The sequence below is a fragment of the Spiroplasma sp. SV19 genome, assembly GCF_030060925.1.
GTDB lineage: Bacteria > Bacillota_I > Bacilli_A > Mycoplasmatales > Mycoplasmataceae > Spiroplasma.
Map to the genome: position 1 here is coordinate 846,324 of NZ_CP045455.1, position 14,472 is coordinate 860,795.

Genomic DNA, 14,472 nt, shown 5'->3' on the forward strand with positions numbered 1-14,472 from the left:
TTGTTCCTCCTTTCTGAACCTATTTGCTAATTATTATATAAGAAAATAATAATAAAAACAAGATAAACTTTTAAATAATAAAAAAATAGCTCGTAATTGAGCTATCTTTAAAAAGTTAATTATTTAATAATTGAAACAACTGTTCCGGCACCGATTGTACGACCACCTTCACGAATTGAGAATTTTGTTCCTTCTTCAATCGCAACAGGGGCAATTAATTCAACTGTCATTTCAACATTATCAGCTGGCATAACCATTTCTACTCCGGCTGGTAATTTAATTGAACCTGTAACATCAGTTGTACGGAAATAAAATTGTGGACGGTAATTTCCGAAGAATGGCGTATGACGCCCTCCTTCTTCTTTACTTAAAACATAAACTTGTACTTTAAATTCTTTGTGTGGTTTAACTGAACCTGGTTTTGCAATAACTTGCCCACGTTCAACATCTTCACGGTTTACTCCACGTAATAAAATCCCAACATTGTCTCCAGCTTTAGCATCATCTAATAATTTTCTGAACATTTCTAAACCTGTTGCAACAACTTTTTTAGTTGCTTCTTTTAATCCGATAATTTCAACTTCTTCATTAACTTTAACAATCCCACGTTCAACACGTCCTGTTGCAACTGTTCCACGTCCTGTAATTGTGAAAACATCTTCAACAGGCATCATAAATGGTTTTTCAGTATCTCTTTCTGGTTCTGGAATTCATGTATCAATTGCATTCATTAATTCCATATTTTTTTCTTCTCATTTAGGGTCACCTTCAAGTGCTTTTAATGCTGAACCTCTAATAACTGGGGTATTTTCTCCATCAAATCCATATTCACTTAATAGGTCTCTAACTTCCATTTCAACTAAGTCGATCATTTCAGTATCGTCACCCATCATATCACATTTGTTTAAGAAAACAACCATTTTTGGTACACCAACTTGTCTTGATAATAAGATATGCTCTCTTGTTTGAGGCATTGGCCCATCGGTTGCCGCAACAACTAAAATCGCACCATCCATTTGCGCAGCTCCTGTAATCATGTTTTTAACATAATCAGCATGCCCTGGACAGTCAACATGAGCATAGTGTCTTTTATCAGTACGGTATTCAACGTGTGAAGTATTAATTGTAATCCCACGTTCTTTTTCTTCAGGTGCTTTATCGATATTATCATATCCTTGTGCTTCTGCGAATCCTTTTTTAGCTAGTACAGTTGTAATAGCCGCTGTTAAAGTTGTTTTACCGTGGTCAACGTGACCAATTGTTCCAACGTTTACGTGTGGTAAACTTCTATCAAATTTTTGTTTTGCCATTTTAATCTTTTCCTCCTATATTTAATAGACAAATGTCATAACTATTGTAAATTAATTTATCTTGCTTTGCAATCTTTTTTTCATAATGGTGGATAAAACCATTGTTTTTAATAAATTTATTCCGCTGATTTTCCAGCTTTTTTAATAATTTCTTCGGTAACTGATTTTGGTGCCTCTTGGTAGTGTGAGAATAACATTGTATATGTTCCTCGCCCTTGCGTAAAGCTTCGTAAATCAGTAGCATAACCAAACATTTCTGACAACGGAACTTTTGCCTTAACAACTTGAGCATTTCCACGCTGGTCATTTCCTTCGATTTGACCACGGCGTGATGATAAGTTCCCCATTACATCTCCATAGTATTCTTCTGGAACTGTAACTTCAACAGCCATAATTGGTTCTAAAATAACTGGCTTACATTTTTTTGCCGCTTCTTTTAATGCTAAACTAGCAGCAAATTCATAGGCCATTTGTGATGAATCGACATCATGGTATGACCCATCATATAGGGTTGCTTTAATATCAATCATTGGATAACCAGCTAATTTACCAGTTTGCATTGATTCTTCAATTCCTTTTTTAACTGAACCAATAAATTCTTTTGGAATTTTTCCTCCAACAATCGCATCAACAAATTCAAAACCTTTATCATGGTTTGGTTCAAACTTAATTCATACGTGTCCATATTGTCCACGTCCCCCTGATTGTTTAATGTATTTTCCTTCTACTTCGGCACTATCTTTAAATGTTTCACGATATGAAACTTGTGGAGCCCCAACATTGGTTTCCACTTTAAATTCACGCTTCATTCGGTCAACTAAAATGTCTAAGTGCAACTCACCCATTCCAGCAATAATCGTTTGTCCCGTTTCCTCGTCTGTTCATGTTCTAAATGTTGGATCTTCTTCTGCTAATTTTTGTAATGCTAAACTCATTTTTTCTTGATCTGCTTTTGTTTTTGGCTCTAATGCTAAACTAATAACTGGTTCTGGGAACACCATTGATTCTAAGATCACTTCATTTTTTTCATCACAAAGGGTATCTCCCGTTGTAGTTAATTTTAAACCAACTGCGGCAGCAATATCACCAGCATAAACTTCCTCAATTTCTTCACGATTATTAGCATGCATTTTTAATAATCGTCCAATTCGTTCACTCTTATCTTTTGTTGAGTTTAAAACAGAACTTCCTTTTTTTAACACTCCTGAATAAACACGGAAAAATGTTAATTTTCCAACAAACGGATCAGTCATAATTTTGAATGCTAACGCTGAAAATGGTTCACTATCATCAGCATGACGTTCAACTTCTGTTCCATCTTCTAATACTCCTTTAATCGCCGGAATATCAACTGGAGATGGTAAATAGTCAATGACTCCATCCAACATTAATTTAACTCCCTTGTTTTTAAAAGCACTTCCACAAAAGACTGGGAAGAAGTCTCCTGTTAATGTTGCAGCACGAATCGCACTTTTAATTTCAGGAATTGTAATTTCATTTCCATCTAAATATTTCAGCATTAACTCTTCATTAAAATTAACGATTGCTTCAACTAATTTCATCCGATATTCTTCCACTAAATCTTTTAAATCATCAGGAATCGGAATTTCTTGGGCATCCTCATTCGCTGCTCCATCGTAATGATAAGCTTTTCGTTCTACAATATCAATGATGCCCGAAAATTGATCTTCTGCTCCAATTGGAATTTGTACAGGATGTGCATTTGCTTGTAAGCGGTCATGAATTGTTTTTACTGAATATAAAAAGTCCGCTCCAATTTTATCCATTTTATTAACAAAGACAACACGTGGTACTCCATAAGTTGTTGCTTGTCTTCAAACAGTTTCTGTTTGGGGTTCAACTCCCGATTGTCCATCAAGAACTGCAACTGCCCCGTCTAATACTCGCAATGACCTTTCCACTTCCACAGTAAAGTCAACGTGGCCTGGAGTATCAATAATATTTAAACGCATATTTTTTCAAAAGGCTGTTGTTGCCGCTGAAGTAATTGTAATTCCACGTTCTTGTTCTTGAGCCATTCAATCCATTTGACTAGCCCCATCATGTGTTTCTCCGATTTTATGAATTTTACCAGTATGGAATAAAATCCGCTCTGTTGTTGTGGTTTTTCCAGCATCAATGTGCGCCATAATTCCAATATTTCTCGTATTTTCTAGAGAATATTCTCTTGCCATTTTTAAATTCCTTTCTATCTTTCCTATCAGCGATAATGGGCGAAAGCTTTATTTGCTTCTGCCATTTTATGTGTATCATCTTTTTTCTTTACTGACCCACCAATTCCATTTGAGGCATCAATAATTTCATTTGCTAAACGATCAATCATGCTTTTTTCATTACGTAATCTTGCATAATTAATTAGTCATCTTAATCCTAAAGTAACCTTACGGTCATCATTTACTTCAATTGGAACTTGATAATTAGCTCCTCCAATTCGACGAACTTTTAATTCTAAATGTGGTGTAATGTTTTCAATTGCCTTATTAAACACATCTAATGGCTCACTGTTTGTTTTTTCTTTTACAATATCAAATGCTCCATATAAAATTGTTTGAGCAACCCCTCTTTTCCCATCAATCATAATTTTATTAATTGCACGTGTCACTAATTTTGAATTATAAATTGGATCTGGTAAAACATCTCTTTTTTCTGCTTGGCGTTTACGCATAAAATCCCTCCTTCCTTTTTAACTAAGCTTTCGTTGCTTTTGGTCTTTTTGTACCATATAGTGATCTTCCTTGTTGACGGTTATTAACTCCGGCAGTATCCAATGTTCCACGAATAATGTGGTAACGTACCCCTGGTAAGTCTTTAACCCTTCCTCCACGAATTAAGACAACACTATGTTCTTGCAAATTATGTCCTTCTCCTGGAATATATGCTGTTACTTCCATTCCGTTTGTTAAACGAACACGGGCATATTTTCGTAACGCTGAGTTTGGTTTTTTTGGTGTCATTGTTGCAACACGAGTACAAACTCCTCTTTTTTGTGGTGAAGTTACATCAGTTGGTTTTTTTTGTAAAGAGTTTAACCCTCTATTTAAAGCGGGGGCTTTTGTTTTTCACACTTTTTCTTTACGTGGTTTACGAACTAATTGGTTAATTGTTGGCATTAAACTTGCTCCTTTCTTTTTTCACATATCCGAGTGTATCAAAGAATACAATCCATATATAATATTACATAAAACCCAAAATTAAGTCAATAATTATTTAACGGTTTATTAAAAAAGATGGTAAGAAATAATTGGAACTTTTAACAATATATTTTATTTGGGATAACAACAATTATCCCCTCAAACAAAAGACTAAACGTCTTTTTCTTATTTAGTTATTTTTATTTTACCGATTTTATAACTTTATGCAACACCAAAAGAGAAATATTTTTAAAATATTTCTTTATTATTTTTGTTTATTAAGTAAATTCCTAATTATATCTTGGATTTGAGTTTTCTTATATCGTAAAACTGGAAGTTCAATATTTCGTTCATAAGATTTATGATAATCTTTTTTTCCAATGCTGATATCATTTTCAAATATTTTGCCGATAATATTTAATTTCTTGCTCATGATAAGCAATAATATTATCTTTTAATACTTTTAATGGATCCAACCCATTGGTTTGGGCCATTGCCAAATCTAAAATAACATTAAAAGATTCATATTTATAAATTTTTGCTCCATAACCCATATATGCTTTAATAGAATGCGAAATCATTGCTTCTGAACAAGAACCAATATAACCCTGGTGTTGATAGCTCTCAATCCCTTTTTGATGATTCTTTAAATAACGAATTAACTTATTATAATGCTCTAAATCAATTTTAAATTCTTCTGTATATTTTGTAATATTTTTAAAATCATTTAAAAAAGTAATTATTTTATTTACATTACCCTTGATAATTTCTGTTTTAATTTCGGTTATTATTTTATCAAATAAACTTCTATATGCCGGGTTTAAATGACGTTTTTATTAAATGCTTTGTGAATATACTGTGATAAATGAAAATAATCTAAAACATAATTGGATTTTAATTCTTGCGCAGTAATTTTAATTCAACCTGCACCATCACCACATAAAAATAATTCTTTTTCTTTATACGATATCCCATAAAATTTCAACAATTGGTTAGTAATTTCATGCACAAATTTCTTCGTATTTATTTTAGCTCCCTTTGGAACTGATCAATAAAATTGTCGTTTATTCAATAATCGACCATTATGATCTTTACCAGTATGAAAGGTTACTAAACGATAACGACACTCATTAGATTTATTTTTAACTAATAAATCTTCTCAGGTATCATCGGTTAAAATATAAATATATTCATATTTACTACTATCTGGTACTTCGTATTGTAACTTAAATGATTCATTAATTAATTCTTTAATATTATATTTTTAATAATATTGGAAATTGTTCGTTCTGAAATATCCATATTTGGGAAAACTGCTAAAATATTTTTATATGTTTGTTTAGAGGTAATATGGTCTAAAATGGCAATAATAAAATCTAATGATAATCGTTGTCATTTGTCTAATTGAATGTAATCGTCTAACAAATATTTGTAATGTCAACGGCCATCTGCACCAATATATTTATACTTTGTCCGGCGAAATGTAACAGGTCCTTCTTGTGTTAAAATCGTGCGCGGTACTAATGTATTACGAATATAACCATTTTTTAAACGCCACTTCTCATTACTAATCTGGTAATCCAATTCTTCTAATTGTTGTTTAATACTTTGTAATAACAGTTGATTATGCTTTTTCTTTTCATCTGTTACATACTTAACCATATTAAAATTAAGTAAATTAATACCTTCTTTATTGTTGCCCATTTTAATACTGCCCCTCAATTTATTTTTGTTAAATTAATAATTGTTGATACAGTGAATTTTAAATCTATGCTATAATTATAACATAAAAATATCGCCTTTTTAATAGAAAGATTTAGACTTGAAATGAAGCACCTATACTTTAATGATGAATTATATGATTTATTTAATTCAGAAGCTACTGTTTTAAAGCTTCCAGCACGAGTATTTAACATTTTTCACAAAAAGTTTGCCAGAATATCTTTTTTATATTCGCAATATGCTGAAGTTAGACATATTATTCAATCAATTTATATTTTTACTGAAAGTGTATAATGTAGACAATAAAACTATGACAGAATTTATGGAGATATTAAAAAATATAACTTAAAAATATTCACATACAAAGAAATCCTTGAAATTTATAATTATGAATATGTTAATAATAAATGATTTCTTTTTAAAAGCAAAGAAGATACACAATATTTTGACCCATATAAAAATTGACGCCAATTACTTTTAACTGTTGATGCCCAATTAAAACTGCAGCGTCACAAAAAGAATTAAGTAAATTTACTTAATTCTTTTTTTTTCGAATTATCAACCATATCATCCCAATGCTAACCACTATTAATGGACATAAAATTACAGGTAACAATCATGATAAATATTTTTTACTATGTGGGCTTTCTGGATTAGCATCCGGATTAGGTGGTAATGGTGGTGTTGGTGGAACTGGTTTACTTTCTGGGTCATTAATTAATTGATGATATGAATACCCTGTTGTTTTATCACTAGCATTATCAGCATAAATAATTAAAGTTAATGTTTTAATCCCACTAATATTATTTAAAAAGTTATTTAGTAAAACATCATTCAAATCACCAGGAGTATTATGATGGGTAACAGGATCTGCCCTTGGAATTTTATTGCCCGAAACACCATAATCTTGATTTAAAATAATATCATTGTAACCATATATTTTCATATAATTATCAACATCTTGGTAAATTCAGTTTCGTAATTCTTCAGCAGTAAAACTATTAAAATTATATTTATATTGATTGAATTTAATTTTACTTAAATCCCTTACTGTCACAGGATCATAAGAAACTGAATTTCTAACTTGAACACTAGCTGTTCCAATTAACAATGTTGAAGTGGGGCTTGCCTTTACCCTTAATTCTAAATATTGTGGTGTTGTTTTGTTTTGTAATAAAACCTTTAATCCCCTTTTATCAACAGTAATATCTTTGCCATCAAGGGAATAAACATTGTAATCAGAATTTAACTTTACTTTCGGTCCTTTCAACATCATATATTTATTTACCGCTTCGATTATATTATTTGCAATAACGTTTATTTCTGTCTCGTTCATTTTAATGATGGGTAGATTCCCGGTGATATCAACATAATTTGCCGGATTGGGATCAGGGGGAATCCGTTGGGCAATAACATCCGAGGTATATTCTTTTCAATAACTCATTACTTGCTCATAACTTAATTGACCAATATCAGTCGAATTTAAATTTTTTCATTTAGCTAAATAGTTTTTCAAATGTACCCCATGAATTGTTGTTCAAAAATCAACAGCAATATTAGAATTATTTAACACATCTAAAAACCGCGGATATTTTTCCGAATAATCTGCTCCAATAATCATAAATTTTTGCGCTGTTGATTGATCGGATAAATTTTCAACATAATGTCAAATTCCACTATCACTTCAATATTGATTTTCGCCATCAGATTTTATTCGTTGGTTTTTTTGTCTTGCCGTTGGATTGGAAAAAGGTAGTAAATTAGGATCAACTTCCTTGCGATAAACTGTTGTAATATTTGGGCTGCTAAAAGTTTGGTTAACACCCTTTCCGGCGACTGCTCCTTCGGCAATGAATCCTAAATCATAATCCTGTGGATTTATATTGGGATTAATCACTTCGCCAAATTGGTTTAATGGATCTAAGGTAAACGGCACTGATGATTTATTTTTAACTCAAATAATTTGGGTTTTAGTTCCTGTGTCTGAATTAATTTCCTTATCATATTTTGGATTGGGTTTTCCATCTGCTAAATTTGGTGTAATTAAAATATTTTGTCCTGGATTTTTAGTAGGATCTCATGCATATCATTTTAATTTTAAATCAGGAATTAAAGTTTCAATAATAATCTTAACTTGATATTGTGCTTTGTATTGCCCATCATCATGATAAACAATAACATCATATGTATTAATCGTTTCCCCGGCAATTCTATTATCGAGTAATGTTGCAATAAACTTATTGTCTAAAACATCGACTTTTACCCCATTGATTTCTAATCATTCACTATTATTTAAAGCACCATCAAATTCCAACGACACTGTCGTATGATATCTTAATGTTCCCCCAAAATTTTTATTGGGGTCAGAAGGCATTAATACATCAGGAACATCTAGGACCATTCCTTTTGTTGAATCTTGGGGATTAACAATTTGCCCAGGCATAATATGCAATCTTTCATTTAGTAATTTTGCCCAATAACTTGTAGACAATGTGATTTTAATTGGTGTCGTAAATGTTCAAACTTCTTGATGTTGCGAAGTTGGATTAATAAATTTTATAACTATTGCTGCTTGTCTTGTTGAATTATTGAAGGAATACGGTTGAATATACTGTTTTCAAGCATAATATTCATCGCCTAAAACATTGTTGATAATTGTATTTATCTTTGTTGTTAAATCATTACCTTTTTTTGTTGGATCTGTAATATTTCTTTTATCATCAATTGCTCCCGAATAATCTGAAACTAAATTAATAGTATTTGACAAAGCATTATTCAAATTATTTTTAATTGTATCTAAATTTCATGATGAATGAATAATTCCTCCAGATAACTTAATATATGCCTCTGTTCAAACCGAACCACTACCATATTGATATCCTTTTGTTCATAAATAAAACATTAGTTTAATTGTATTACCATTAATTATTGCATCATAATATGCTCCTGCTTGAACATAACTACCTCAATAAAAATTATGGCTTGTATAAGCAAGACAATATGAAGAACCACTTGCTCTTAAAGTGGCATTACTATGTCAACTTGAACGTTGTTCAATATTAGCAACTGTAATATAAGTATAACCAAAAGTATTCTTAGAAGCGCTTTTCCCATCTACATACCCTGATGTGTATAAGGTAATTCTTTTATAGTATTGTTTAAATTGTGTTCAAGAATTAGCATAATTTGTCCATATTATTGAAGTATATCCAAGATAAGTTTCTTTTACGGAATGGTCTAAGTTTCCTGATTGACTGTTTTTGTTTTCATCAGTATTAGTAATTTTAATGTCAGGATGAAATGGAGTTCCTCGTAAACTACTATACATTGTAATTAATTGTTTTGTACTTAATGGTAATAATGGTGTTGTTATTAACATACTTAAAGTTAATATTGATAATAAAATTTTCAAAATATTATTCCCCCTTTGCTTTCATATCATAACTATTAACATTATGAATTTCATTTTGTAATTGTCTAAAATTATTCATGGCGTTTTGCATTGCTAAACCAAATTGCTGTGATAATTCATAAGTTAGTTTTGATAATGAATTATATTTTCAATCAAAAGGTTTATTTATTCCTTCATATAAACCTGGCGGATATTTTGGTTTTTTTGCATGTTTTGGTTTAAAGTACAAAGTATTTAAAAAAGCATTAGCTAATCTTCGATACAATCCATCTCCATAAATTTCTTTTCAATATCATTTATTTGCTTTATCAACTGCTGTTTTATTATTTTCATTGTCTTTAATAAGTTGATCACGATGAGTTTGTAGACGAATCAAATAGTCATCAACCTGAAATTTTAAATCATCATTGTTTTGAATTGCATAGTCAACAATATTACGAAGTTGTAATTGTTTTTCTGGTGCTGTTTGATATAATTCTGCATATTTAAAATGCTTGCCATTTTTATGCACTGGAGCATCTGTTAAATAAGTTTTAATTAAAGTAGTTAATTCATCTGAATTATTTTTAATGTCATTATGAACTTGCATCCGAAATTTTGGAGTTATTTCATCTCGTTTTGTTCGTAACTCTTTAAAAAACTCACGTCTATTCTCAACATATTGCTGAGTTTGAAAACGAAAATACTCATTAGCTTCTTCAGCAATTTTGCCCAATTCACGATATTTAAATTCACTTTTTCCTTTTACTAATGATTTTGGCTCTTTTTCCATAAAACCAATATGAGCATGAATATTTTCAGTATTATCATGAACAACAAATCAATAATCTAAGTTGTTAGTATCTAGTCCGGCCTTACGAAAATACTTTTTAATATTAGAATCAATTACTTCAGCAATTTGTTCACGATTATGCAAATTGTATTCTTTTTCAAAATCGTTTGAAAAACTTAATACACAATCCCAGAGTAACTGATTTTCTTCTAAGTTTTTAATTTTACTACTCATTTCGTTTGCTTCTGTGGATGTTAATTTATTGCCGTTAGCATAAATTCCAGTGTCTTTTTTATCAGCATTTTTTGTAATTTCATTTATTTGTTTACTATAGTCTTTTAGTGAATCGGTAGTTTTTAAATCTTTTAATTTATCATTATTTAAACAACACTTGCATAATGCTTCTGGTCTAGTAATATATTTTCAATAGTCCCCACTTTTATAATATTTTCGCTTTGATTGAAATTTCTCACTGTTTTTTGAAAACCGAATTATTTTTCAAATAACCGGGACTGCTTGATCGGTATGTTCATAACCACTATGTTTATCCAAGTTCATATTCCACTTCCTCATAATATAAATCTTTCAACAATTCAAAGTTTTTGCTTTGACAAATTTCATCGGCATCTTTGTATTGACTATTATTTTCAATTGTTTTTACTGTTAATCCTGTATTTATTAATAAGTTACTAATTTTTTCACTAGCTAATTTTCCGGGATTGTCATTATCGAGAAAAATATTAACTTTATCAAAACGCTGCGATAATAATGAAATTTGATGTTTTGATAAATTAGTCCCCATTAAAGCGACCGCTGGAATTTGTTTTTGAAATAATGATATTACATCCATATATCCTTCCACTAAGGTAATTTCTTTGTGTTCTTTTGTTATTTTATTTAAATTAAACAAAATATTACTTTTAGTAAATACTGGTGTTTCAGCAGTGTTTAGATATTTGATTGAACTTTCATTTGTCATATCACGACCAGAAAAACCAACTACTTGGTGATTTGCATTTTTAATTGGAATCATAATCCGATTTTTAAAAACACTAATTAACTCATTGTGGTAATTATATCTAGCTAAATTCGCTGTAATTAACTCTGTTTTACTATACCCTTTTCGAATTAAAAAATTAAGTAAATCATCATTATTTGCATATCCTAAATCAAATTCATTAATTGTATGATCAACATAGCCTCTGTGATGCAAATAATCTTTTGCTTCTTTCCCGGGTAAAGTATTTAAAGTATTTTTAAAAAATAACATGGTTAAATAATTTAACTGATATAACTTGTCCTTTTCGGTTTGCGGGATTGCCTTTACTTCTTTTGCAATAAAATTTTGCTCTAAATTATATTTTGTAGAAAGTAGTTCTTTTGCAGCATTAATTTGCATATTTTCCATTTTAGCAACAAAATATTCAACAGAACCACCAATATTACAAACAAAACAACGCCAAACTTGTTTTTCAACAGAAACCGACAAACTAGGATGTGAATCACTATGAAAGGGGCAAATTGCGATATAATTCCGTCCTCTTTTTGACAATTTTAAATAATCTCTAAAAACCTCTAACATCATTATTGATCCTTATTATGATTGTCATATACCAATATAATAACACATCGGTACACAAAAACGTGTAACCGATGTGTCATTGGTCATCTACATAAATATTATACTATAAAAAATAAAAAGAAAATCTTTCGATTTTCTTTTATGAAGACTTCCTAACGCAAGTCAACTACTGTATTTCTACCATAGGTAAATTAACCACTTTAATAATGTTATTTTTTACATTATAAATAATATAAAATTTAATAAAGATTTAGAAATTTATATACAAATTTTTCAATTATTTTTGAGGCTTAATGATATTTTCCTCTAATTCTATTATAATTGATTTTTTTGTTTTCATTTTAATTTGCCCTCCTGCTTTTAGCATTTTAATTTTATGCTTATATATTATATCATATGTGTTATAAAGTCAAATGATTGAGAAATTAATTGCTTTTTTTCAATTAAATTAAATTTTTAGCCCTTGGAAAATAATTATAATATTTATTTTTCAATTGATCAATTAAATCATTATCATATGTAATTATAAAATCACAACCAAATAAATACACTCCATAAACTATATATGGATCTGCATAATATCTATGTGGATAATGTTTTCTTTAATTCATTTTTATTAATGAAATTTTCAACTTGACTATCAAATATTTGAGTTTCAGTTCTATTTGTCTCTATAATTTCTAAAGAGTCTTCATTATCTGTATAAAATCCATACAAATCACATAATGAGCTATCATAATCTAACAAATAATCATTAAATTCTGATTTTAATTTTGAGCCTGGTAATATTCCAACAAATTTATTACCTCCATTTAATAATAAATTTTCAAACGAAGAAATAACATTTTTATTTATATATTTTTTTGATCCTAAACAATATGATCAAATACAAGTATCTATTAAAATAATTTTTCTACCTTTAATTAAACTAATTATTCTCTTCATCCGTAATTAAACCTAAAACTTTCTTTGATTCTGTTATAAAAAAACTATTCATTTTTTGAGAATTTCCTCTATATTTTCCATTAGATAAAAGATAAATATTATCTATTTGAGTAACAAAAGATTTTTATTTTTATAAAAATAAAATACTGTAATATTTTCTAAAGATACTTCATTACTATTTTTTTCATTTGGATAAAAACAAGTTCTTAATCTATTAAGAATATATAACGAATGTGATTCTATAAATAATTGTCTAGCTAATATTCCACCTCTAATTGTTTTCTTTTTCATTTTTGTATAATAGTTATATAGTACATTGCCAAATTCAGCTTGTGCTTTTGGATGCAAATGAATTTCGGGCTGTTCTATTATGAATCTTTGCATCTTATTATTATAGACACTAGTTAATATTGGCAATATTTGAGATATACCCATACCTGCTATTGATAATTTAAACTGTTGTTCTTTTGTTCTATCATTATAGTCAATATATCTTGGAACAACAATGTCATAACCCCAAATTTTTTCAGGTTTTACTACAATTTCTTGCAACATTTCTGTTTTTTTAAAAAAATCATTTACATATTCAGTGATTTTTTTATTATCTTTAATTAACTTTAGAGCTTGTGCTAAAATATCATCCTTATTTTTAAAATCATCAGATAAATATACTTTTTTAAATTCAGGACGCAGAGAATGAATATAATATGGTGTATCAAACCGACTAAAAAATCTCATTCTTGGAAATACTCTAAATTCAGATGAATCATTTTCTTCATCATTTTTAATGTTTGTTTTTTTATATTTATAGCATCATTTATTTCTGAATAATAAAATGAAAAATAATTTTCTAATATTCCAATATCAAATTTAGTTTTTGGATTAAGTAAAAATAAATAATCTAAATGATTTCTAGAAATTTCTTCATCATTTTTATTTACATCATTAATAAAATTGTTATTAATATTTTCAATCATAATTTTATTAATTTTATTATTATCAGAACAATTTCTTTATAATATTTACAATTTTTATCATCATTAATAATTTTCTTTAATTCATTAATAGCATCTAGATTATTATCTTTTGAGTCAAAATTCAATGATGCCATATTATATAAAAAAATTTTCATTATTATTTTTGTTATATTTAATTCCTTGTTAGAATCAAAAGCGTAATTTATAGAAAATTCACAAATTGCACTATCTTCCTCAACATCTGTATTAGTAACTATTTTCTTAATTAGTGGTTTATCATAATCTTTCACTGTATCTATAGTTAAAAATTCAAAAGTTGGAAATTTTAAATTCTTATTTGAATTGTTATCTTCATCATTTATTTGAAATGTTCCATATAATACTTCTATTGGTTTATTATTAATTCTAAAATCATTCATCAAATATTCTGATAAATATGTTCCATTAAAATTTAAATACTCATTTTTATGTATGGCATTTATTAATTTTAAAATTGATGTTTTTCCTGTATTATTATCACCAATAAAAAAATTAATATTTCCAAAATTAAATATTCCATCTTCTATTGAGCGATAGTTTTTTACTTGTAGATATCTCATA

The 14,472-nt window shown here is 28.8% G+C and carries 14 protein-coding genes; 1 reads left to right on the forward strand and 13 read right to left on the reverse strand.

Going from position 1 to position 14,472, the window contains the following annotated elements; all coding sequences use genetic code 4:
* Positions 1–119: 119 nt before the first annotated feature.
* The 7 genes from tuf to E7Y35_RS04110 form a co-directional block, all read right to left on the reverse strand.
* A complete protein-coding gene (tuf, locus tag E7Y35_RS04080) occupies positions 120–1,310 on the reverse strand; it encodes an elongation factor Tu (RefSeq protein ID WP_283271717.1) in 1,191 nt (396 codons plus the stop codon).
* Between the two features lie 116 nt (positions 1,311–1,426).
* Positions 1,427–3,505 (reverse strand): elongation factor G, encoded by a 2,079-nt coding sequence (fusA, locus tag E7Y35_RS04085; protein WP_283271718.1) that lies wholly within the window; start codon positions 3,503–3,505, stop codon positions 1,427–1,429.
* Between the two features lie 23 nt (positions 3,506–3,528).
* A complete protein-coding gene (gene rpsG, locus E7Y35_RS04090; RefSeq protein WP_283271719.1) occupies positions 3,529–3,996 on the reverse strand; it encodes a 30S ribosomal protein S7 in 468 nt (155 codons plus the stop codon).
* Positions 3,997–4,018: 22 nt separating this feature from the next.
* Positions 4,019–4,441, reverse strand: a complete 423-nt coding sequence (rpsL, locus tag E7Y35_RS04095; protein ID WP_040094450.1) for a 30S ribosomal protein S12 — start codon at positions 4,439–4,441, stop codon at positions 4,019–4,021.
* Positions 4,442–4,821: 380 nt separating this feature from the next.
* On the reverse strand, positions 4,822–5,043 hold the full coding sequence (locus E7Y35_RS04100) for a hypothetical protein (RefSeq protein ID WP_283271720.1): 222 nt from the start codon (positions 5,041–5,043) through the stop codon (positions 4,822–4,824).
* Between the two features lie 239 nt (positions 5,044–5,282).
* Complete coding sequence (locus tag E7Y35_RS04105) at positions 5,283–5,534, reverse strand: UPF0236 family transposase-like protein (RefSeq protein ID WP_283271721.1); 252 nt, start codon at positions 5,532–5,534, stop codon at positions 5,283–5,285.
* 170 nt (positions 5,535–5,704) lie between these two features.
* Positions 5,705–6,166 (reverse strand): UPF0236 family transposase-like protein, encoded by a 462-nt coding sequence (locus E7Y35_RS04110; RefSeq protein ID WP_283271722.1) that lies wholly within the window; start codon positions 6,164–6,166, stop codon positions 5,705–5,707.
* Between the two features lie 123 nt (positions 6,167–6,289).
* On the opposite strand from E7Y35_RS04110, the gene E7Y35_RS04115 reads away from it, so the two are divergent.
* Positions 6,290–6,478, forward strand: coding sequence for a hypothetical protein (locus E7Y35_RS04115; RefSeq protein ID WP_283271723.1), 189 nt, complete (start codon positions 6,290–6,292; stop codon positions 6,476–6,478).
* Positions 6,479–6,719: 241 nt separating this feature from the next.
* Here the strand turns inward: E7Y35_RS04115 and E7Y35_RS04120 are convergent, their stop codons facing one another.
* The 6 genes from E7Y35_RS04120 to E7Y35_RS04145 form a co-directional block, all read right to left on the reverse strand.
* Positions 6,720–9,596: an Mbov_0399 family ICE element protein gene (locus E7Y35_RS04120; RefSeq protein WP_283271724.1), complete on the reverse strand. Its 2,877-nt coding sequence runs from the start codon at positions 9,594–9,596 to the stop codon at positions 6,720–6,722.
* A gap of 4 nt (positions 9,597–9,600) precedes the next feature.
* The gene (gene mobL, locus E7Y35_RS04125; protein ID WP_283271725.1) at positions 9,601–10,926 is read right to left on the reverse strand and encodes a relaxase MobL; all 1,326 of its coding nucleotides are present in this window, start codon (positions 10,924–10,926) and stop codon (positions 9,601–9,603) included.
* A complete protein-coding gene (dnaG, locus tag E7Y35_RS04130; RefSeq protein WP_283271726.1) occupies positions 10,913–11,953 on the reverse strand; it encodes a DNA primase in 1,041 nt (346 codons plus the stop codon). Before dnaG ends, mobL begins: the two co-directional genes overlap by 14 nt.
* 579 nt (positions 11,954–12,532) lie before the next feature.
* Positions 12,533–12,895, reverse strand: coding sequence for a hypothetical protein (locus E7Y35_RS04135; protein WP_283271727.1), 363 nt, complete (start codon positions 12,893–12,895; stop codon positions 12,533–12,535).
* A 102-nt stretch (positions 12,896–12,997) separates the two neighbouring features.
* Positions 12,998–13,633, reverse strand: coding sequence for an AAA family ATPase (locus E7Y35_RS04140; RefSeq protein ID WP_283271728.1), 636 nt, complete (start codon positions 13,631–13,633; stop codon positions 12,998–13,000).
* Between the two features lie 199 nt (positions 13,634–13,832).
* Entirely contained in the window at positions 13,833–14,471 is a 639-nt protein-coding gene (locus E7Y35_RS04145; RefSeq protein ID WP_283271729.1) for an AAA family ATPase, read from the reverse strand.
* Position 14,472: the final 1 nt, after the last annotated feature.